The organism is Acinetobacter sichuanensis, from assembly GCF_003024515.2.
Taxonomy (GTDB): Bacteria; Pseudomonadota; Gammaproteobacteria; order Pseudomonadales; family Moraxellaceae; genus Acinetobacter; species Acinetobacter sichuanensis.
This window is the reverse complement of sequence record NZ_PYIX02000004.1, coordinates 143,505-165,867: the sequence shown is the minus strand read 5'-3', so window position 1 is coordinate 165,867 and position 22,363 is coordinate 143,505. Positions and strand designations below refer to the sequence as shown.

Sequence of the window (22,363 nt, the reverse complement as noted above, 5' to 3'; positions counted from 1 at the left end):
GCAAACTCAAGCAAAGCAACGTAAACACCGTAATTGACCAAAAAATAAGATGACAGTGTTACTAAAGTCAATCTTTGTAGAATCTATATCTTTCGCCATTGCAGCGTAAAACTAAAAACGCTTAAATGAGCCCATTGTATCTCTTATTTTAAAATAAAGGACTTTGTATGAATCGTCGTGTTGTGATTACGGGCATGGGTATTAACTCTTGTATAGGGAACTCGTTAGAAGATGTCACACATTCTTTGCAAAATGGGATTTCAGGAACACGTCATAATCCAACTTACGAAGAACTCAATTTTAAAAGTCATGTCAGTGCTGCTGCTGAACAAGACTTTGATGGCATTGACCGTAAGTTAAAACGCTTTATGGGCGTTTGTGCAATGTATGCTTATAACGCTGCGGTTGCTGCGGTAGAAAATGCAGGCTTAACAGCTGAACAACTTGGTGGTAATCCTCGTTATGGCATCGCTGGCGGTTCAGGTGGCGGTTCTACAGCATCTGTTGTTGAAATGAAAGAATTATTGGACACTAAAGGCGCACGTAAAATTGGTCCTTTTTTCGTTCCACGTAATATGTCAAACACCATTACAGCAAACGTCGGTGTGGCATTTAAATTACAAGGTGTTGCACACTCAATTACCAGTGCTTGTGCAACCTCTGCTGATGCCATTGGTTATGCTTACAACCTGATTCAATTAGGTAAACAAGACTTAATGCTTGCAGGTGGTGGTGAAGAAGATCATTGGTCACAAAGCTTGTTGTTTGATGCAATGGGTGCATTGTGCTCTAAATATAATGACACACCAGAAAAAGCTTCACGCCCTTATTCAGCAGACCGTGACGGCTTCGTGATTGCAGGCGGTGGTGGTTTCGTGGTACTTGAGTCACTAGAACATGCGCAAGCACGTGGTGCAAATATCTTAGCTGAAGTTGTTGGTTATGCTGCAAACTCTGACGGTGCTGACATGGTTGCACCATCTGGTGAAGGTGCAACACGTTGTATCTTGATGGCTTTAGAAGAAGCAAAACAACATGGCGTAGACAGCATTGACTATGTAAATACGCATGGTACTTCTACACCTGCTGGTGATGTCACTGAACTTAAAGCAATGGAACGTGCTTTTGGTGAAGGTAAAGTACCTGCTCTTAGCTCAACGAAGTCAATGACAGGTCATAGCTTAGGTGCTGCAGGTGTACAAGAGGCGATTTATTCAGTACTCATGATGCAAAATGACTTTATTGCACCAAATATCAACGTCACTGAGTTAGACGAAGGTGCAAAAGGTTTTGATATCGTACTTGAAAAACGTGACGCAAAATTGAATACTGTAATGAGTAACAGTTTCGGTTTTGGCGGTGTAAATGCCTGCCTCATTTTCAAAAAATGGGAAGGCTAATTTGAAAATGGTTGATTTGTTTTAAACACAAGTCAACCACTTCCACACTGCCCTAAAAAGGGTAAATTGATGGATGCTCCTTCAGAGGCTTTCCTTTGGGTCAAAGCACTACATATTATTGCAGTCGTATGCTGGTTTGCAGCATTGTTCTATCTACCACGTTTATATGTTTATCATGCGATGAGTGACGATGCAACGAGCCATCAACACTTTCAAGTGATGGAGCGCAAGTTATATCGTGGCATTATGTGGCCTGCAATGATTGCAACGCTTGTCACCGCTCACTTTTTAGTGGATTGGGGTGATGCAACGCGACATTATCATGAAGCTTTATGGTTTTATCTCAAAGTTGGCTTAGTTGGACTCTTGGTTATTTACCATCTGGTTTGTGGTTATTATCGTAAAAAGTTGATAGATCATCCACATTATAAATCACATAAATTTTGGCGCTTCTTTAATGAATTACCAACGGTGATTTTATTGGCTGTTGTTATTTTAGTTGTCGTCAAGCCGAGCTTTTAAATTCATGATAAAAAAACCTCTCCTGTGAGGTTTTTTATTTTTTCAAATCTCATATCTAAATGTGTATAGCGTACTACGCTCTCACCACCATAATGCAATCAACATACTAATGATTGCAAAACCTAAAAATGTACTGATCATCAACGGCGTTAGCGTTTTTCGATCATCTAAATGATAAGCTTGGGAAAAAATAGCAAATGCAGCAGGCATAGGTAGAGCAGCAATAATTGTTCCTGCATAGAGCATTTCTTTACTGACATTTGGCAGCAAGGATAATCCTGTAAATACTGCTACAGGCATCATAATCATTTTTGCAAAAACCAAGAACATACTTTCCATATCAATTTTTTCAATGGATAAGCCAACCAAACCACCACCAATCACAAAAAGTGCAATAGGTGATGCGGTCTTACCAAGTAAATCTAGGGCTTGATGTAATTGGGTGGGTAATTTAACCTGTAAAAATGCCAAACTTAAACCTAATAAAACAGACAAAATCACAGGATTTTTCAATAACTTTAGTAACGTTTGTCGCAAGAGCAGTGCAATATTTTTCTGTTGTTGTAAACCTGCCTCAGCTAAAGCTAAAACCATCGTAACAATAATGACATTTTCCACAATTAACGTTAAAGAAATATAGATCGTTGCCTGATTTCCCATCAACAAAGTTAAGATTGCGGTACCAATAAAACCTGTATTAGACATTGCGCCACCCATTGCAAAGACGGCTGAATGACTAAATTTATGTTTAAAAACATAATAAAAAACTAAAAAAACAAGTAGATATAAAACAAAAGACACCCCAGCATAAACAAAAAAATATGAAGGATACCAAATTTCATGCAAATCCTTAGATGCCAACGCAACCAACAGCAATGCTGGTAATGAAATACGAATAACAAAAGCACTTAAAGCTGAAATCTGCTCTTTATTAATTAAACTAATTTTTACACTCAAATATCCTAAAAAAAGCAAAATAAAAATAGGCAAGAGTACATTAAATACCATTATGGCAAGTCCTTTTTCCGCATGGTAAATAAAAGAGAAATATATCCTAAAATATATCTCTCAAAAACTTAAATACCGATATGGCATAATATTTTACTTAAATTGAATCAATAAATTTTTCAGTGTATGCGGCTGACAACGTAAATACTGTGGCGCTATTTCAATTTGTTCACCCAAAGCTGCTGCTGCATGCCATGGCCAACGTGGTTCATATAAAATTGCTCGTGCCAATCCGATCGCATCTGCTTCATTTTTGGCTAATATCTCTTCTGCTTGTTCTGGCTCAGTAATCAAACCGACAGCAATTACAGGAATAGTGACATGTTTTTTAATTTCGGCTGCAAAAGGCACTTGGTAATTGACGCCGATTTTAATTTTTTGCTGCACATGTAAGCCACCTGATGAAACATGTATATAAACTGCACCTAGTTGTTGCAAAGCTTTTGCAAGCCCTATACTAGACTCAAGATTCCAACCACCCTCTTCATCCATCCAATCTGTCGCTGAAATACGGACTCCCACAGGAAAATCATGCGGTAAAGCAGCTTTTATTGCACTCAATACTTCTAAAGTTAAGCGAATACGATTTTCAAAACTGCCTCCGTATTCATCTGTACGTACGTTTGATAATGGCGACATAAATTGATGTAACAAGTAACCATGTGCTGCATGAATTTCAATTAATTCAAATCCTGCATCTACAGCACGTTTTGCCGCTTCAGCAAAATCGATAATAATGCGTTGAATTTCATCTGATGTTAAAGCATGAGGTTTTACATCTCGCTCATTAAAAGCAAGCTCACTTGCAGAAACAGTTTGCCACCCTTGCGGATCTGCTGGGGCTAACTGCCCTTTACCCTGCCAAGGCTTATCAGTAGAGGCTTTACGCCCTGCATGTGCTAACTGTACTGCAAAGGGCATCGGTGATAACTGTTTTACTTTCTGTAAAAGTGTCTGAATTTGATCTCGTTGTTTATCATTCCATAACCCTAAATCAGCATAGCTAATACGCCCTTCCGCCTGTACAGCAGTCGCTTCAACAATACAGAGTCCAGCACCCGATAAAGCATAATTTGCCCATTGTTGTTCATGCCAATAGGTCACATTACCTTGATCTGTTGCCGAATATTGACACATTGGAGCAATCACGATTTTATTACTCAGTTGTAGTTGCCCAAACTGAATTGGTTGAAATAATAAGGACACATTAAACTCCTGTTTTAGTTTTAAGCTATCTTTTTACACTTTAATTTCACTAACTGCACTGCTCAAATAAATAGAAAAACAATAAATACATGACCTAAGAACATCATATTTTTATCGATTAATTTTTACAAAAAGAAGATTTGAAATAGAATGAAATATATTCTATTTCAAATCATCATCTATTTTTAAAAAATGACTTTACTTGATAATCCGAGTACCAAAGCATTATCTACCTGATCCGTAGCACCGGGATACACGACATATTGCACTAAAGGGCGTAACATAAACCATGCTGTTGGATAGTAAGAATAGTTCAATTCAATATTATATTCTGTACTTTTATTTAACACCGCTTTGGTATCACGAAAACGATCATTGACATGTACACGATTCACTCCTAAACCTAAAATATCATTAGGTTGCCCCTCAAATAAGCCAATATATTTCAAGCCTAATTGTTGTGAATTATCAACTTGTGTCGTTGTTTTATCGTGAAAAGTAAAGTTACCAAAACTATGTAAGCCACGGCGTCCTTCGCCTGCTGAAGTCAGTTGCTGATCGAAGCTCAACCATGCACCATAACTACGATCTTGCTCTCTTGAGCCTGCCGAATATGCAACATCATATTGATTTTTTGCATCATCCGCTGTGTTATATAATAAACCTGCTCGATAACTTCCTGCTAAATCATGAATTGCGTGTTTAGGTGACCAGACAACTTCCGTAAGGATATTGACGCCATCTGCATTTTTGGTATCCAGATTCCAACCTTGACGCTCCAAAGCATTTTCAGGGTTATATTCATACACCCCAACTTGAGCAAACAGGTCAGGTTGAACCTGATATTTCACTCGTCCACCCCATTGTGATACAGGTGTGTTATACCAAAGCTTACCTTGCCATTTACCCATTTGTGCTGCACAAAATGCATTGCCTTGAAAGTCACACGCCATAACATTGAAGTCTGAACCTAAGCCCATACGTCCAACTTTGACATTAATGCCTTGTTCAGGAAAATTCTTTTCAATGGATAATTCACTTAAACGGCTACCTGAATTTCCTCTCCCCCAATTGGCTTGTGAGTTTGCCCATTGCGGCGCACTCGCATCTTGAATACCTTCGACTGTTGTACCTTGACCTTGGCGTGCAGTTACAACTGCTCGCACTGTAGTGTTTGACCAACCTGCCAATTTATCCAAATCTAAAGTTGTACCTAGCCAATACTGACTCGCAAATGTAGGAGATTGATGTGCATCATAGCCACCATCAGCCAAGTAGGAACTATCTAATGCAATATTGGCATCAAATTTAATGCCTTGTTCTGCCCATTCAGTTCGTTGACCACCCCAATCCCCTGTTAAGGTTTTCCCATGAAGATCAAACGCAGTATCAGCATGAGCGGCTGAGAACCATGTTGTTATGGAAATTGTCAAAAGTGGAAATACAAAATTTTTCATAGTAGAGCCTAAATGTTAAAGGTGCTCTATACAAATAAGATCATCAACTCAATTTAAATATGTGAAATTTCTCATTTAAATTTAACTTAATCTTTATGTAACAAAAGAGCTCAACATATTTATTTACAATTTAATTACGTGAAAATTACATATTTTTTTAAAACTTTACTAGATGATAATTTTTATTAGTCAACCAACTTTTTTTTATCAATAAACATTTTATCTTTGCCACAACATTTACAAAGTGCTTGAAAAATCGAATTTCACTACCATATTCATCAGGATGCTTACGCTACATTTGAGAGAAAAATGCCTGAATTACCTGAAGTCGAGACCACTAAAAGCAGTCTTTTTCCATTACTAGATCAAAAAGTAATGTCAGTACAGGTTCGCGAATCTCGCCTCCGTTGGGCTATACCAAATGATCTGGACAAATTAGTTGGACAAAAACTTGTTCAACTGACACGCAGATCTAAATATATTTTTGCTCAGTTTGAACACGACACCATGCTATGGCATTTAGGAATGTCAGGTAGTTTTCGCTTATGTGAATCACATGAAGAATTACGTAAACATGACCATTTAATTATCCAATTTGAAGATATTCAATTGCGTTATCATGACCCACGTCGTTTTGGTTGTATTCTTTGGTTAGATGAACATTCTCAAAATAAATTAATTGATCCTTTAGGACCTGAACCATTAAGTAACGAATTTAATGCAGATTATTTGATAAAAAAATTAACAAACAAACAAACAGCAATCAAAGTCGCAATCATGGATAATCATGTTGTTGTTGGTGTCGGTAATATTTATGCAACTGAAAGTTTATTTAACTTAGGCATTCATCCAGCACAAGCAGCCAAAGATCTTTCAGCAGTACAAATTGAAAATTTAGTCATTGAAATTAAACGTATTTTAAAGCAAGCGATTGAGTTAGGTGGTTCGACCTTACGTGATTATAGTAATGCGATGGGAGAAAATGGCTATTTTCAACAAACCCTATTAGCATATGGTCGTGCAGGCGAAATGTGCGTAAACTGTGAAACAACTTTAGAAAATTTAAAACTTGGACAACGTGCCAGTGTATTCTGTCCACAGTGCCAGCCATTAAAGAAAACTTCTGTGACCAAGCCATCCTTAAAAGGTAAATCCCAATGAAAACTGCAATTGCTCGACATATTTTGGTCAAAGATAAAGATTTAGCCCAACAATTAAAACAAAAAATTCAAGATGGTGCTGACTTTGCAAAAATTGCTAAACAGCATTCAACCTGCCCATCAGCCAAAAAAGGCGGTGAATTAGGTGAAGTTAAAAAAGGTGATTTAGTTGCACCTATCGACAAAGCTGTTTTTAGTTTGGCTGAACGTGAACTTCATGGTCCAATCAAAAGCCAATTTGGTTTTCATTTATTAGAAATAAAATTTCGAATGGATTTTTAAAATCCATTCCTCATACAACGATGCACTCTTTTATTTTTGCTGCTCAATAAAGTCTGCATAACGATTAATATAGGTTCTAAACATTTCAGCACGTGTCGTAAAATAAAAAATTTCATTTTGATGTCTAACAATTTTTTCAGGTGCCTTGCCATTACAAAAACCATTTGAACTCACGGCTGATGCTAAGGTTGCAAAATGCTGAATTGCCTGTTGCTCATGATCAAAATCAAAGACTAATAAAGTAAAATCAGGGAAGATATTGTTCTTATCTCCTATTCCAATCTTACTTTTAGCGGTATATGTTCGTAATCCTTGACCTTTTACTTGAATAATTTTATTCAGATGACAATCATTTTCTGACCATGCGTTGCCACTTTCCTTTTCAAATAATTCAAATTGGTCTTTTAATAATTGTGTTTGCAATATATTCATTAAAACTTCATTTTCATCAATATTATTTGCTTCTATCGTTTCATATACCGTTTTCTCATTGGGAATATCATCAAAAGTGAGTCCTTGACTCATCGTTTTAGTATTTTCAATTTGCTCAGGTAGTTGAATTTTCTCAAGTTCAGGATCAACTGTATTTTTTTCAGGTTTGCTACATGCAAATAAACTTAAGATCATTACACTTAAAATCAGTTTTCTTTGCATCTTTTTTCCCTAAAAATAACTGCAAATTTTATGGTACACAGAATTTAAGTAATATTGGGACTTTTCATGGCAATTATTGTAATCCACAACTCAATAAAACTATTGAACGAAGATAAAAATAGTCAATTTATTCTTTGGTTTTAATATCTTAGTTAACAATACATCTTTGATATAAATTTTGCTATGATCAAAAAATTTATAGAATGTCTCACTCTATGTTCATCAGTTCAGGCAAAGAAGAAAAAATTTATTTTTCAGGTTATGAATTTAAGTATATTTTAAAACCACGATCTTATGATACAAATCACTTGATCATTGTATTAAGTGGTTTTGGATCTACCACTGATTTTAACTATGATTTCCAAAATGCTTTAAAAAAATCTTGTCGAGCCGCAATTTTATGGATTAAAGATGATTTTTTTCATAACAACTGTGCTACTTACTACCTAAACCCTTTAGGAAATAATAGTTTAGAAAATGCAGTCAACCTATTTATCCAAGAAGTTCAAGCTTTTTTAGGTATAGATAAAAACCATTGTACTTTTCTGGGATGCTCTAAAGGTGGAGCCAGTGCTTTATATTATGGAATAAAAAATAATATTAAAAATATTGTGATGTCAGCGCCCACACTTTTAGCAGGCTCTTTTGTGGGGGGACTTGCTCCCCAAGATCTTGTTAAACCATGTGCTAAGTTTATGTGTAATGGTGTCGTCAATGATGCCAATTTAAAGACATTTGATCATAAAATTTTAAATGAATTATTAAGTGACCAAAATTATGATAAAAATATTTTTCTAATTTCATCAGAATCAGATTATTTACATGCAGATCAGATTAAACCATTCATTGGCATTTTTAATAAATATAGTAATTTCAATTATATTGAAGCCAAATCACCCTTAGTTCGTACCCACCCAGATGTGACTTTTTTTAATGCCCCTCTTATTTTAAGTATTATTAATTGTTTAGCATTTAATATGACACCCGCTTTTCTCAATAGTATAACGCTTGGGGATGATTTAAATAAGAAAGCTAAAATCACCAAAGAACCTATTTTTGAGATTAAAAAACTTGAATTTGATCATGCATCAAAATTTCATATTGAAGGAATATTCTTTTTAAGAGGAATTGCATGTGCGCATTATTCTGACTTAGATTATATTTTATATTTAGAATCCACACATCAAAACATCAAAATACACTTAGCGAAAGGTAATTGCCCATCTATAACAAAAGATTATTATGCTGATGCCTTTGTAAATTATGATAAATCTTACTTTTGTACAAAAGGTTATGCGGGGCTTTCCTTAGCAAATATTCCATTGGGTCAATATAAAATCTCTATAGAAATTATAATGCACTCAGGTGAACATTCTAAAATGAGATGTAAGAGAAATATCCATCAACCCATCATCAGCCCAGATGGTCATTATGAAATATTCTCACAAGAAAATAATATATTTTTAGAAATAAAATAATGTTTTAGATATTCAACATATGTGTCATAAAATTGTATAACAGGAAACGGCTTTTTAATAAAGTCGTTTCCCACTCAACTTCTCTTATTGACGTTTTTTCAATTCATCACGAATTTCACGTAATAATTCAATATCTTCTGGTGTTGCAGCAGGCGCTTCTTCAACAGGTTTACGGATACGATTTAAAAATTTAACCAATAAAAAAACAACCCAAGCCAAGATCAGGAAGTTTAAAAATATTGTAATAAAATTACCATAAGTTAAAACGTTAATACCCGCTTTAGTTAACTCATCTAAAGATTGTAAATTATTTGGATTATCACCTAACACAAAAAACTTCTGTGTAAAATCAACTCCACCACCAGTGATTACAGTAATTAAAGGCATAATAATATCTTTAACTAATGAATCAATAATTTTACCAAATGCACCACCGATGATCACACCGATCGCCATATCCATCATATTGCCTTTAACAGCAAACTCTTTAAATTCTTGGACAATACTCATATTACAACTCCTGCTCAGGAATACCCTATTTTTGTGACAAAGTATACATTATTTTTCTATGTACATTTCCGCTTAATTTACTTGGTTTTCTTAAAAAACCAAATTATTTTTTGTATAAAAAACCGCGATGTTGTAAACAACATCGCGGTCTCTGAACTTACATAATTCGATTACAAATTATTTTGCACGATTACGTTTACGATCATTTTCAGTTAACCATTTCTTACGAATACGAACTGATTTAGGTGTAACTTCAACTAATTCGTCATCTTCAATAAATTCTAAAGCTTGTTCAAGCGTGAATTTGATTGCAGGTGTTAACGTTAATGCTTCATCTGTACCAGAAGCACGCATGTTGGTTAACTGTTTTGCTTTAGTTGGGTTTACAGTCATGTCGTCTGAACGTGAGTTCATACCCACGATCATGCCCTCATACACTTCTAACTGTGGCTCAGCAAATAGACGACCACGGTCTTGTAATGTGAATAAAGCAAATGCCAAACAAGTACCGTTAACCATAGAGATCAACACACCGTTTTGACGTTTCGCAACTTGACCAGCTTTAGCAGGACCATAATGCGAGAAGCTTGAAGTCATGATACCAGTACCAGAAGTAATGGTTAAGAATTCAGAACGGAAACCAATCAAACCACGTGATGGAACAGTTGCTTCAATACGGATACGACCTTTGCCGTCTACTTCCATATTTGTCAACTCACCTTTACGGTTACCCATTTGCTCCATAACTGAACCCTGATGTTGTTCATCAACATCAAAAGTTACGTTCTCATATGGTTCTTGAGTTTCGCCATCAATTTCTTTCATGATCACTTGAGGACGAGAAACACCCATCTCGAAGCCTTCACGGCGCATGTTTTCAATCAATACTGAAAGATGTAATTCACCACGACCTGAAACTTTGAATTTATCTGGACTGTCAGTATCTTCAACACGTAATGCAACGTTGTGAATTAACTCACGGTCTAAACGTTCACGAATGTTACGTGAAGTAACAAATTTACCTTCTTTACCAGCAAACGGAGAGTTGTTCACTTGGAAAGTCATCGAAACTGTAGGTTCATCTACAGATAACGGTGCTAAAGCTTCAACATTTTTTGGATCACAAATCGTGTCAGAAATGTTTAAGGCATCTAAACCAGTAATACATACAATATCACCCGCTTGTGCTGAATCAACATCAACACGATCTAAACCGTGGTAACCCATGATTTTTAAGATACGACCGTTACGTGTTTTGCCGTCTTTATCGACTACAGTTACAGGGGTATTGGTTTTCACTGAACCACGTTGAATACGACCTACACCAATTACACCCATGAAGCTGTTGTAATCAAGTGATGAGATTTGCATTTGGAATGGACCATCAACATCAACTGCTGGTGGTTCAACGATATCAACGATGGTTTGGAACAATGGTGTCATATCTTCAGCAAGTTCTTCTGGAGATGGACCAGCCACACCACGAAGACCTGATGCATAAACAACTGGGAAATCTAATTGTTCATCAGTACCACCAAGATTATCAAACAAGTCGAATACTTGATCGATTACCCAATCTGGACGTGCACTTGGCTTATCTACTTTGTTAATAATGACAATTGGTTTTAAACCACTTGCGAACGCTTTTTGCGTTACGAAACGAGTTTGTGGCATTGGACCTTCTTGTGAGTCAACAAGAAGTAATACACAGTCAACCATCGACATTACACGTTCAACTTCACCACCGAAGTCCGCGTGTCCCGGTGTGTCGACGATGTTAATACGATATTCAGTATCTGTACGTTTATCTAACCATTTGATTGCAGTGTTTTTTGCAAGAATAGTAATACCACGTTCACTTTCGATAGCGCCTGAATCCATGACACGCTCAATCTCGCCCGCTCGGTCACCGAGGGCACCTGATTGTTGTAAAAGTTTATCTACTAGAGTTGTTTTACCATGGTCAACGTGCGCAATGATCGCAATGTTGCGGAGAGTTTTAATATCTGACATGTAAATTCGATACGCCTAAAGTTTGAGGGCAAATTATACAGAAAAAATATAAATTTTAGTAGTGACAGTTCATTGACAGTTACAAGTTTTTTTTACAACAATCGCTTTTTATTTTGTAATAGTGTGTAAACCGATTAGAATAGCGCCATCTTGCTGTCTCTCCTGCTGTGACCATGTCTGATTTAAATACTCCCAACGAACAACGACAAGGGCAAATTGACCTTGTTTATGGACTCAATGATCGTCCAAAACCACTCATTGCATTTTTTGCAGCTCTGCAACATTTACTTGCGATTATTGTTCCTATCGTAACGCCGGGTCTACTGATTTGCTTAGCTTTAGGTGTTTCTGCACATGACACCAATATGATTTTATCTATGTCTTTGGTAATTTCAGGAATTGCAACCTTCTTACAATGCAAAAAAGTAGGTCCTTTTGGCGCAGGTTTACTGATCGTTCAAGGAACTAGCTTTAACTTTATCGGTCCTATTATTGGGATTGGTTCTGCTATGGTTGCTGCTGGCACACCTGTGGAAGCAGTGATGGCATCTATTTTCGGTGTAGTCATTGCTGGCTCATTTATTGAAATGGGTGTTTCACGTATTTTACCTTGGGTCAAAAAACTCATTACGCCTTTGGTCACAGGTATTGTTGTACTACTTATTGGTCTAACTTTAATCAAAGAAGGCTTAATTAGTATGGGTGGTGGTTATCAAGCGATGGAAAGTAAAACCTTTGCTAGTACAGATAATCTCATCATGTCATGTACCGTTTTAGCGATTATTATTTTATTAAATCGCTTTAAAATTGTTTGGATCAAAAGTTCAGCGATCTTAATTGCTTTAGTCATTGGTTATGCTTTAGCAGGTTATATGGGTTATTTAAACTTTTCAGGTTTAAAAGATGCGCCTTTAATTCAAGTGCCAACCCCAATGCATTTTGGTATTAGCTTCTCTTGGAGTTTATTTATTCCAATGGCATTTATTTATCTGGTCACTTCATTAGAAGCAATTGGTGATGTGACTGCGACATCTAAGATATCAAATCAACCTGTTGATGGTCCTGTTTGGATGCAACGCATTAAAGGTGGTGTATTGGTAAATGGAGCAAATTCATTCCTTGCTGGTATTTTCAATACATTCCCAAGTTCTGTTTTTGCACAAAATAATGGTGTTATCCAATTAACTGGTGTTGCAAGTCGTTATGTCGGGATTTGGATTGCCATCATGTTGGTCATTCTAGGGCTATTCCCTGCTGTTGCTGGTGTAATCCAAGCTGTACCACAAGCGGTTCTTGGTGGTGCTGTCATGGTGATGTTTGGTGCAGTTGCAGCTTCAGGTATCAATATTTTGTCAGGTGTAATCCTTGATCGTCGTGCATTACTGATCATTGCAATTTCTTTAGCACTTGGTTTAGGGGTAGCACAAGTTCCTCAAATTTTGGAACATCTTCCTGAATTACCACGTAATATTTTTAGTTCAGGCGTTGCAACAGGTGGTATTGCAGCATTAATTTTAAATATTGTTCTTCCTGAAACTAAAAAGTAATGCCGTAATTCATTATAATGCCCAGTTTTGTCTGGGCATTATTGTTCTAATTTTTAAAATGGGTGGTGAATATGGAGCCTAGAAGTGAAGTTGTTATTCGACAACATGACTATCTCTCTGGACGTGTATTGTTCATCAATGCACCAACGGATGACTTACATTCGCATTTAGCTGCTGATATCCAAGCAACGTTTTGGACATGGAACTTTAATGAGTTTCAATATTTTCTAAAGCAAAATACAGAAGTACATTTTGGTACAGATCTGCCCGAATCTGGTTTTGATCAGGCAGTGATTTTTGTTCCAAAATCTAAAGAATTACTGAATTACGTTTTACACCAGGTTGTCAGCCGTCTTCCAATTGCTTCATCAATTTTTTTAGTTGGTGAAAAAAAAGGAGGCGTTGAACGTGCAGCCAAACAGTTACAACCTTATGGTCAAGCGATTAAATTAGACAGTGCTCGGCATTGTCAAATGTGGCAACTCACCACAGATAAAACTGTTGTTGCAAAAACACTTGAAGCATGGGCGCAAACCTATCAAGTTGCCACGCCTGCTGGAGAGCTCACCATTTGTGCACTCCCAGGTGTTTTTAGCCAAAATCGCTTAGATGTTGGGACTGCTGTTTTATTGCCGCATTTGTCAAAAGCGACTTCTGGGAAAATTGCAGACTTCGGTTGCGGTTCTGGCGTAATCAGTGCATACCTATCTAAAATCAACCCTAAAAATCGTATTTTTGCACTAGATGCTGATGCTTTTGCTTTAGCCTCTACGCAAATGACTTTTGAAAAAAACCAATTACCTTTAGAACAGCTTGAAATTAAAGCAGTGACTGGCATTGATGATGCTCCACTCTTTTTACATGCTATCGTGAGTAATCCACCATTTCACCAAGGTATTCAGACTGATTACAATGCCAGCGAAAACCTGTGCAAAAGTTCAAAACGACATTTAAAATCAGGTGGTGAATTATGGATTGTGGCAAATCGCTTTCTAAATTACCCATTACTTATTGAACAAAGTTTTGGTCAATGTACAACCAAAGCAGATCAACAAGGTTTTAAAGTGTTATTTGCCAACACTAAAAAAAATCTTAAGGAAGAATAATGAGCGGAAAAGATCATCCTCAACTTCAGCGTAAGCTCAGCGCTCGACACTTAAATATGATCGCTATTGGCGGTTCTATTGGTACAGGTTTATTTCTTGCATCAGGTCAAACGATTGCAACTGCTGGTCCCGGAGGAGCATTACTTGCCTACGCGTTGATCGGAGTGATGATCTATTTCCTCATGACCAGCTTAGGCGAGCTTGCAACCCATAATCCAACATCAGGTGCTTTTTTTACTTATGGCAGTAAATATGTCGAAGAAGGTTTCGGCTTTGCACTAGGCTGGAACTATTGGTACAACTGGGCGATTACGGTTGCATTTGAATTGGTTGCTGTCCAATTCATTATGAAATTTTGGTTTCCCGAAATCCCCGGGGTTTGGTGGAGTGCACTCTTTCTTGCCATTATCTTTTTTATCAATGCCTTAACAGTAAAAGGTTTTGGTGAAAGCGAGTTTTTATTCTCTCTAGTTAAAGTCATTGCGATTGTATTTTTCATTGTGATTGGTTTATTTATGATTGGTAAAATCATGTTAGACCCAACACAGTCAATTACTAAAAATTGGACAATAGGCGAAGCACCATTTGTTGGAGGATTCCAAGCACTAGTTGGTGTTGCCATGATTGCAGGGTTTTCATTCCAAGGGACTGAAATGGTCGGTGTTGCGGCTGGAGAGTCCAAAGATCCGAAAAAAACAATTCCAGTTGCCATTAAACAAATCTTTTGGCGTATCTTATTGTTCTATATTTTATGTATTTTCATTATTGGAACATTAGTTGCTTATACGGATCCAAACTTAGCACTTGCTGCTGAAGGTGACGGTAATATTACCCTTTCACCCTTCACACTTTTATATGAAAAAGCAGGTTTAGCGTTTGCCGCAGGTTTGATGAACGCTGTGATTTTAACAGCAATTATGTCCGCTGGTAATTCAGGGATGTATTCATCAACACGAATGTTATTTGATATGGCTCGCCAAGGTCGCGCACCAAAATGGTTTGCTCAATTAGATATGCGTGGCGTACCAATGAATGCTCTTTATGCGACAACTTTCATTGCAGCTTTTTGTTTTTTAACTACATTTATTGGTGAAAATCAAGTTTTTACTTGGCTACTTAACATGTCTGGAATGTGTGGTTTCATTGTCTGGTTAGGTATCGCAATTTCGCATTATCGCTTTCGTAAAGGTTATTTAGCACAAGGCTATCAATTAAAAGAGTTAGCCTATACAGCAAAATTTTTCCCATTTGCACCGTGGTTTGCCTTCATTCTTTGTACTATTGTGGTTTTAGGGCAAAACTATCAAGCCTTTTTAGCAGGAGAATGGGGATCAGTTTTATCGACTTATATCAGTATTCCATTATTTTTGGTTATTTGGTTAGGTTATAAATGGAAGCACAAAACTAAGTTGATTTCTTATCAAGAAATGGACGTAAAACCATTTGATTTAGATAAAGAATAATTTAAATTAAACATAAGAACCTCATTTTTTAATGAGGTTTTTTTGTCATTATATTTATTTACAATATAAAATGTTGTATTCATTATTATTTTAAAATCAAATAAAAACATTAAGTTATCATCAACAAAAAAATATTAAATAAAATATTCTTGACAGATTTAATTTAAGTTCTAAAATGGCGCAAAATTCGATTCATCTTTTTCCAAAAGATTTTATAGGAGGACATCATCATGCTGACATTGGAAAATACAACAAACTAATACAGCAAGATGTCGCTCACGGACACTTGTTGCCAAAAAGTGTCCGAATGCCAAGATTCTAAACCTAGCATTCGCTAGGTTTTTTTATGCTTGAAAAATCAAGTGTTTAGAATATTCGGACAAATGATAAAATTGCTTAGAGAAATTAAAATGGGCATACAAAAAATTTTGAACGCTAGAGCAGATTATGGCGTTCCTGTAAAAATTTATACCACAGATATTGATGAAGAAAGCATGACTCAATTGCGCAAAATGGCACAATTGCAATTTATTCACTCTCATATTGCTGTCATGCCAGATGTTCATGTAGGCAAAGGTGCAACTGTTGGCAGTGTTATTCCAACTAAAAATGCGATTATCCCTGCAGCAGTAGGTGTCGATATAGGCTGTGGTATGAATGCGATGCGCTTAAGCTTAAAAGCAGCTCAATTGCCTGATAATTTAAGTGCGTTACGCAATGCAATTGAACGTAAAGTTCCTGTTGGTTTTGAAATGCATAAGCAAATCAAAGCCAAAGCATCCACATTAACACCTTTAGAAAAACGCTTAAAACTGATTACAGACAAGCATCCTGCTTTAAAACGTATGTTGCGTCATTTTGATTCAACATGGCAAAAACAGATTGGCACTTTAGGTGGTGGTAATCATTTTATTGAACTCTGTTTAGACGAAAATGATGATGTTTGGGTGATGTTACATTCAGGTAGTCGAGGACTGGGTAATGTCATTGGCACATACTTTATTGAACGTGCTAAGAAAGAAGCACAAAGTCGTTTTGGGCATGTACCTGATAAAGACTTATCTTATTTTGCTGAAGGTTCAAATAGTTTTGATGACTATTTTGAAGCTGTAGAATGGGCACAAGAATATGCTTATGAAAACCGACGTGAAATGATGCGACTCATTTTAGAAGCAATTCGCCCTCTTTTACCAAGCTTTCAAATGACTAAAGAAGCGATTAACTGCCATCATAATTATGTACAGAAAGAAGTACATTTTGGTGAGGAAGTTTTTGTAACACGTAAAGGTGCAATTCGTGCAGGTATAGATGAATATGGCATTATTCCTGGCTCAATGGGAGCAAAATCTTTTATTGTTAAAGGTAAAGGTAATCCTGATTCTTTCTGCTCTTGCTCTCATGGTGCAGGACGAAAAATGAGCCGAAGTAAAGCCAAGAATTTGTTTAATCAACAAGATTTAATTGCACAAACTGAAGGAATCGAATGCCGTAAAGATAAAGGCGTGGTTGATGAAATTCCAAGTGCCTATAAAGATATTGATGAAGTTATGGCAAACCAAACAGATTTAATTGAAGTTGTACATACCTTAAAACAAGTGATGTGTATCAAAGGCTAAGTTAAAACAGGTATTTTTAGCTCTAAAAAACCCCAATAAATGCTGATTTATTGGGGTTTTAAATTTTACTTTAATCTATGCAATAAAAAACGACTCCGAAGAGTCGTTTTTTTATCACTCAGTTACTCAATATTATTGAGCTGGTTGAGCAAGAACAGTACGGCTACCAGTGATCGCAGCGAATACGCGACGGTTCATAGCACGACCTTCTTTAGTTTTGTTGTCAGCAATCGGTTGATCCCAAGCGAAACCTTGAGTAGACAAACGAGATGCATCAATGTTGAATTCGCTTACAAGAGCAGATTTAACAGAGTTAGCACGAGCTAAAGATAAACGTTCGTTCAACTTACGTGGACCAGTGTTATCTGTGTGACCTTCGATACGTGCAGTCGCATTCGGGAATTCATTTAAAGCAGTTGCTACTTTAGCGATTTCACCTTTGTATTGCGGCTTGATGTTAGATTTGTTTGTATCAAAGAATACACGAAGCTCTAGGTTAAGCGGCTCAGTGATTTCTTGTGGAGCAGGTGGAACTGGAGTTGGAGCAACTGGCTCAACAGGAGCAATTTCTACTACAGGAGCAGCAGGTTTCAAGTGACCACCAAGAACAACGTTAAGACCAGCTAGAGCTGTATAGTTCCAGAAATCTTCATCGATGTTATAAGTAGCACGAGCTTCTGTACGAAGAGACAAAGCATCGTTTAAGCGCCAGAATACACCCGCACCAGCATTACCTAAAGTACCTTCTTCACCATCACGATATTTCAATGCAGGCGCATCAAAATCGTATTTATAGTGACCAGCACCTACTAATACGTAAGGTTTGATTTTGCTGTCATAGTCTTTAGTGATTAAATCAGAAGTAACTAATAAGTTACCGTTGATTTGTTGTTGTTTGTATTCACCAGCGTTTGGCTCTACATCACCTTTAACTTGGTTATATTCAACTTCTGCACTTAACCATGGAGTTAATTCAACACCAAGAGCCGCACCAACAAATAAGTCATCTTGTAATTCATGGCTATTTGTTAAGTTACGGTTGTTGTGCTCTGTGTCTTGGAATGTATAACCGACTAATAAAGGAGTTACAGTTACACCAGCGTTAGCAGCAGCTAATGGCGCAGCAACAAGCATAGCAAGTGCGATACGACTCAATTTCATGGATATCCTCCAGAGATAACAATTGTTGTTCAAACTCAGCCTAAAATTTTTTGGCTTCCTGAGATAAGCTTCTATATACCCCAGTATTATTTTTAAGCTACTCACGTTGAATCATACAAACACTTGAGAGTTTTTCCAAGTGCTTGATAACTTTAATCAAGCTTATTATTGACAAAATTACTTACAATTTCCGTTGTAATTCGGTAATTTTTTACTCGATTATATTTGTGAATACCTTACTCTTTTCACTTTCTATATTTTAACAGCAAAACAATACGATAGTAATACATATTTTACAAAGTTGCTCTTAACTGTGTAAAAAAATAGAAAAATATTTAAATTCATAAACATAAATAATTAAAAAGTAGATTTAATCATGTATTTATATTGTAAACAACAAGGTTTGACTTTGTTCGAACTGATTATTTGCATCTGTATCTTAGCAATAATCGCCTCTTTAGCCGCTCCACACTTCCTTCAAAATCGTCGTGACCAAGAAAGACGCAATATATTTCCTTTACTTGACCAACATATTAAATTTGCAAGAAATAATGCAATTTTACATCACAGTCATGTTGCGATTTGCTCATCTCAAGACTTACAATTTTGTCAAGATGATCAGTGGAATAGGGGTATTTTAGTTTTTATTGATCGAAATAATAATAAGATACGTGACACAAATGAACTTTTACTTCAACAGACCACCACAAATCTAAAATTTGGTCGTTTAAAGTGGAATGGCAACATTACCCATCAAAAAATTATTTCTTTTCAGGGTGATACTGGCTTAAATCGAGGTGCTTTAGGAAGTTTTTATTATTGTAGTTTAGATAATCCTAACCAACATTTACGTTTTAAATTAGGCAAAATGGCAATTTTAAATCAGATTCCAACCATAACATGCTAAAAACTAGTCTCTAGCGTCTAGAGTTCTATAGACTTTCTTCTTTATTCTATATCTTTTTTTTATATACTGCTTAGGCTTTGGAAATAATCAACAACAAGTGAATTGGAGAATACAACAATGACTGACATCGTAATTGTCAATGGTGCACGTACCGCAATGGGCGGATTTCAAGGAAGTCTAGCAAGTGTTACAGCGCCAGATTTAGGTGCTGTAACCATTAAAGAAGCCATTGCTCGTGCAGGCTTAGAAGCAAACGATGTACAAGAAGTCATTATGGGCTGTGTACTTCCAGCAGGTTTAAAACAAGGTCCTGCACGTCAAGCGATGCGTAAAGCAGGTCTTCCTGATTCAACTGGCGCTGTAACCATCAATAAACTTTGTGGTTCTGGCATGAAAGCAGTCATGCAAGCTGCTGATGCGATCAAAGCTGGCTCTGCTGATGTTATCGTTGCGGGCGGTATGGAATCTATGACCAATGCACCGTACTTACTACCAAAAGCACGTGGTGGTTTTCGTATGGGTCATGGCGAAGTCAAAGATCATATGTTCTTTGATGGTCTAGAAGATGCTGAAACAGGTCGCCTAATGGGTTCTTTTGCACAAGACATGGCAAATACACGTGGTTATACCCGTGAGCAAATGGATGAGTTTGCAATCCGTTCTTTACAACGTGCGCAAAAAGCCATTACTGAAGGTTATTTCGCTGACGAAATCGTTCCTGTCACTGTTTCTGGTCGTAAAGGCGATGTGGTCATTGATAAAGATGAACAACCTTTCAATGCCAATATTGAAAAAATCCCAAGTCTGCGCCCTGCTTTTGCTAAAGATGGTACGATCACTGCTGCAAATGCCAGCTCAATTTCAGATGGTGCTTCAGCTTTAGTTTTAGCTTCTGCTGAACTTGCAGCAGAAAAAGGCTTACAGCCTCTTGCTAAAATTGTTGCTTATGCTTCAAATTCACAGCATCCGTCTGAATTTACTATTGCGCCTGTAGGTGCGATTCAAAAAGTTTTAGACAAAGCAGGCTGGACTGCTCAAGATGTTGATTTATGGGAAATCAATGAAGCATTTGCTATGGTCACTATGTGCCCAATTGATGACTTCAAATTAGATGCTGAAAAAGTCAATATCAATGGTGGTGCTTGTGCGCTAGGACATCCCGTCGGCTCTACAGGTTCACGTATTATTTTGACATTGATTCATGCATTAAAACGTACTGGCGGTAAAAAAGGTATTGCAGCACTGTGTATCGGTGGTGGTGAAGCAACTGCAGTTGCGATCGAGATTTTATAATTTCTGAATAAATCAGTCTGCTTTTAATAAAAAATCCCTGTTCATCAGGGATTTTTTATCTTGCTTTCTTTTTGTGAAATCTTATTTGAATATTTTTAAATTTCATTACATAGATAAGGTTTTAAAATTTTTTCCACTTCAGGTTTAGCAAAAATTTGAGGATAAGACTGCACAAAAGTTGGCAAAAGCAATGCCATTTCCTGTCTTTGTGAAGCTGTCCATTACGCACCATAAATTGCATAATGCAAATCACGTAAATGGCACTCAATAAACTGATCAAAAAAACGCCTGATCCTGTGAATTTTTTATATGTTGTTTTTGTAATACAAGCCAATACAATTGATCCCAAATACCATGATGTTCAATAAGACTTAATCTTTGTGTAAACAAAATTTCAGACTCAATTAAATATATAAGTTTCTGAATTTCATCAATAGTCATTTGCTGTTGTGTGATTTTTTGAGTTTTATCAAGTACCAAAACTCAATCTTTTGTTGTGTGTTTTGATAATATTTTAAACACTGTTCAATATTCAAATATTGTTGTTTCAGCGCTTTAAAAATATAAGCGTTTATAATATCTTTTGAATCTATTTTCTTCAAAATTTCAAAGAAAGTCTGATCATCTCCTTTGAGTAATATCCATTGTTTTGCCTGAATAATTGCATCAGAACGAGTTAAGCTTTTAATAGGATTTTCAATAAAATATTGATCAAAATTAAAAGCTTTTTGTCGAAGTGCAAAATACGCATAATCCATCATGCTAGGAAATTTACTCTTCCAAAATAGGATTAGATCCTCTAAAGCTAAAGCATTATTTTAATATAAATGATCAAATAATTGATATTGCACATCTTTCAATTTACTCTGTTTTAGTTCTTGTAAAAGCTCAGCCTCTGTTTGATTCTGAATAATCTCATCAAGCCAGTATTTACGTACCTGTTGATCTTTTGCCAAACGACATAACTCAAATAGCTTTTCCTTATCAACCCATTGATATTGTAAAATAAATTTTAATAAAGTTCGTGGCAACACGCCTTGTTGTTTGCTAAATATCTCTGAAAAAAAATGTGTTTGCTTAGAAACTTCTGATAATAAAAGCTTAAATGCTTCTGGCTCTGTACGATCCCGATTTTGTAAAGTCGCAATGAGGAGAAAATGGTGTATACATAATTGAGAAAACTCTGCATGCTCCCTCCATTTCAACACATGTTGAGCAGCTAATTGTCGATTAATTTCAACATAATCACTTAAACGTTCAAGCAAATGTGGAAAAAGTTCCGCATCAAAACAATGCTTTAGATGCTCAAGCATTCTTTGTCTGGTAAAACCATCATAAGATCTTAGCTTATATAGCTTAATTTCAAAATCTGAAAGTTTATTCTGAGCAAAACCATATAAATAATTATCTTCATGATTCTCTGACATTTCTTCCTCAAGCTCATGTTTTATCTCAGATTTGGCATCATTTTTTACGCTAGTCTGAGGTATGACGATAGGATCTGCTTTATTTATCTGTAAAAGGTTTTTTAAAAATTTTAACATATTCTAATTTTATATCGGCTTTTTCTATTCTTAGCA

The 22,363-nt window shown here is 36.3% G+C and carries 20 protein-coding genes; 11 read left to right on the top strand and 9 right to left on the bottom strand.

From position 1 onward, the window contains the following. Nucleotides 1-167: 167 nt before the first annotated feature. On the top strand, nucleotides 168-1,400 hold the full coding sequence (locus C9E89_RS04660) for a beta-ketoacyl synthase N-terminal-like domain-containing protein (protein WP_107008025.1): 1,233 nt from the start codon (nucleotides 168-170) through the stop codon (nucleotides 1,398-1,400). Nucleotides 1,401-1,469: 69 nt separating this feature from the next. Continuing rightward, on the top strand, nucleotides 1,470-1,922 hold the full coding sequence (hemJ, locus tag C9E89_RS04655) for a protoporphyrinogen oxidase HemJ (protein WP_107008026.1): 453 nt from the start codon (nucleotides 1,470-1,472) through the stop codon (nucleotides 1,920-1,922). An 81-nt stretch (nucleotides 1,923-2,003) separates the two neighbouring features. On the opposite strand, the gene C9E89_RS04650 is transcribed toward hemJ, so the two are convergent. The 3 genes from C9E89_RS04650 to C9E89_RS04640 all read right to left on the bottom strand — a co-directional run bounded on the left by C9E89_RS04650 (nucleotide 2,004) and on the right by C9E89_RS04640 (nucleotide 5,593). After that, on the bottom strand, nucleotides 2,004-2,930 hold the full coding sequence (locus C9E89_RS04650; RefSeq protein ID WP_107008027.1) for an AEC family transporter: 927 nt from the start codon (nucleotides 2,928-2,930) through the stop codon (nucleotides 2,004-2,006). A gap of 93 nt (nucleotides 2,931-3,023) precedes the next feature. Further along, nucleotides 3,024-4,136: an NADH:flavin oxidoreductase/NADH oxidase gene (locus C9E89_RS04645; RefSeq protein ID WP_107008028.1), complete on the bottom strand. Its 1,113-nt coding sequence runs from the start codon at nucleotides 4,134-4,136 to the stop codon at nucleotides 3,024-3,026. Nucleotides 4,137-4,321: 185 nt separating this feature from the next. Beyond that, nucleotides 4,322-5,593, bottom strand: coding sequence for a carbohydrate porin (locus C9E89_RS04640; protein WP_107008029.1), 1,272 nt, complete (start codon nucleotides 5,591-5,593; stop codon nucleotides 4,322-4,324). Nucleotides 5,594-5,902: 309 nt separating this feature from the next. On the opposite strand from C9E89_RS04640, the gene mutM reads away from it, so the two are divergent. Both mutM and C9E89_RS04630 read left to right on the top strand, forming a co-directional pair. Next, nucleotides 5,903-6,754, top strand: coding sequence for a bifunctional DNA-formamidopyrimidine glycosylase/DNA-(apurinic or apyrimidinic site) lyase (gene mutM / locus C9E89_RS04635; RefSeq protein WP_107008030.1), 852 nt, complete (start codon nucleotides 5,903-5,905; stop codon nucleotides 6,752-6,754). Continuing rightward, complete coding sequence (locus C9E89_RS04630) at nucleotides 6,751-7,035, top strand: peptidylprolyl isomerase (RefSeq protein WP_107008031.1); 285 nt, start codon at nucleotides 6,751-6,753, stop codon at nucleotides 7,033-7,035. The genes mutM and C9E89_RS04630 overlap by 4 nt, the downstream gene beginning before the upstream one ends. Nucleotides 7,036-7,065: 30 nt before the next feature. Here C9E89_RS04630 and C9E89_RS04625 read toward each other — a convergent pair whose 3' ends face one another. After that, the gene (locus tag C9E89_RS04625; RefSeq protein WP_107008032.1) at nucleotides 7,066-7,689 is read right to left on the bottom strand and encodes a hypothetical protein; all 624 of its coding nucleotides are present in this window, start codon (nucleotides 7,687-7,689) and stop codon (nucleotides 7,066-7,068) included. Nucleotides 7,690-7,904: 215 nt separating this feature from the next. On the opposite strand from C9E89_RS04625, the gene C9E89_RS04620 reads away from it, so the two are divergent. Beyond that, nucleotides 7,905-9,167, top strand: coding sequence for a hypothetical protein (locus C9E89_RS04620; protein ID WP_107008033.1), 1,263 nt, complete (start codon nucleotides 7,905-7,907; stop codon nucleotides 9,165-9,167). Between the two features lie 84 nt (nucleotides 9,168-9,251). Here the strand turns inward: C9E89_RS04620 and mscL are convergent, their stop codons facing one another. Together mscL and typA are read right to left on the bottom strand one after the other, a co-directional pair. Beyond that, nucleotides 9,252-9,677: a large conductance mechanosensitive channel protein MscL gene (mscL, locus tag C9E89_RS04615; protein ID WP_107008034.1), complete on the bottom strand. Its 426-nt coding sequence runs from the start codon at nucleotides 9,675-9,677 to the stop codon at nucleotides 9,252-9,254. A gap of 177 nt (nucleotides 9,678-9,854) precedes the next feature. Then, nucleotides 9,855-11,690: a translational GTPase TypA gene (gene typA, locus C9E89_RS04610; protein ID WP_107008035.1), complete on the bottom strand. Its 1,836-nt coding sequence runs from the start codon at nucleotides 11,688-11,690 to the stop codon at nucleotides 9,855-9,857. 173 nt (nucleotides 11,691-11,863) lie between these two features. Between typA and C9E89_RS04605 the strand changes: the two genes are divergently transcribed. The 4 genes from C9E89_RS04605 to C9E89_RS04590 all read left to right on the top strand — a co-directional run bounded on the left by C9E89_RS04605 (nucleotide 11,864) and on the right by C9E89_RS04590 (nucleotide 17,422). Beyond that, nucleotides 11,864-13,237: a uracil-xanthine permease family protein gene (locus C9E89_RS04605; RefSeq protein ID WP_107008036.1), complete on the top strand. Its 1,374-nt coding sequence runs from the start codon at nucleotides 11,864-11,866 to the stop codon at nucleotides 13,235-13,237. Nucleotides 13,238-13,308: 71 nt separating this feature from the next. Further along, nucleotides 13,309-14,343: a class I SAM-dependent methyltransferase gene (locus C9E89_RS04600; RefSeq protein ID WP_107008037.1), complete on the top strand. Its 1,035-nt coding sequence runs from the start codon at nucleotides 13,309-13,311 to the stop codon at nucleotides 14,341-14,343. Further along, nucleotides 14,343-15,806 (top strand): amino acid permease, encoded by a 1,464-nt coding sequence (locus tag C9E89_RS04595; RefSeq protein ID WP_107008038.1) that lies wholly within the window; start codon nucleotides 14,343-14,345, stop codon nucleotides 15,804-15,806. Before C9E89_RS04600 ends, C9E89_RS04595 begins: the two co-directional genes overlap by 1 nt. 410 nt (nucleotides 15,807-16,216) lie before the next feature. Then, complete coding sequence (locus C9E89_RS04590; protein WP_107008039.1) at nucleotides 16,217-17,422, top strand: RtcB family protein; 1,206 nt, start codon at nucleotides 16,217-16,219, stop codon at nucleotides 17,420-17,422. Nucleotides 17,423-17,554: 132 nt separating this feature from the next. On the opposite strand, the gene omp38 is transcribed toward C9E89_RS04590, so the two are convergent. Beyond that, entirely contained in the window at nucleotides 17,555-18,583 is a 1,029-nt protein-coding gene (gene omp38 / locus C9E89_RS04585) for an outer membrane protein Omp38 (RefSeq protein ID WP_107008040.1), read from the bottom strand. Between the two features lie 376 nt (nucleotides 18,584-18,959). Here omp38 and C9E89_RS04580 point away from each other — a divergent pair, with 376 nt between their 5' ends. After that, nucleotides 18,960-19,490 carry a GspH/FimT family protein gene (locus C9E89_RS04580; RefSeq protein ID WP_107008086.1) on the top strand — a complete coding sequence of 177 codons (531 nt, stop codon included), beginning with the start codon at nucleotides 18,960-18,962 and terminating at the stop codon, nucleotides 19,488-19,490. A 117-nt stretch (nucleotides 19,491-19,607) separates the two neighbouring features. Continuing rightward, nucleotides 19,608-20,783, top strand: coding sequence for a thiolase family protein (locus C9E89_RS04575; RefSeq protein WP_107008041.1), 1,176 nt, complete (start codon nucleotides 19,608-19,610; stop codon nucleotides 20,781-20,783). 437 nt (nucleotides 20,784-21,220) lie between these two features. Here the strand turns inward: C9E89_RS04575 and C9E89_RS04570 are convergent, their stop codons facing one another. Further along, on the bottom strand, nucleotides 21,221-21,541 hold the full coding sequence (locus tag C9E89_RS04570) for a hypothetical protein (protein ID WP_107008042.1): 321 nt from the start codon (nucleotides 21,539-21,541) through the stop codon (nucleotides 21,221-21,223). A gap of 60 nt (nucleotides 21,542-21,601) precedes the next feature. After that, entirely contained in the window at nucleotides 21,602-22,327 is a 726-nt protein-coding gene (locus C9E89_RS04565) for a hypothetical protein (RefSeq protein WP_107008043.1), read from the bottom strand. Between the last annotated feature and the right edge of the window lie 36 nt (nucleotides 22,328-22,363).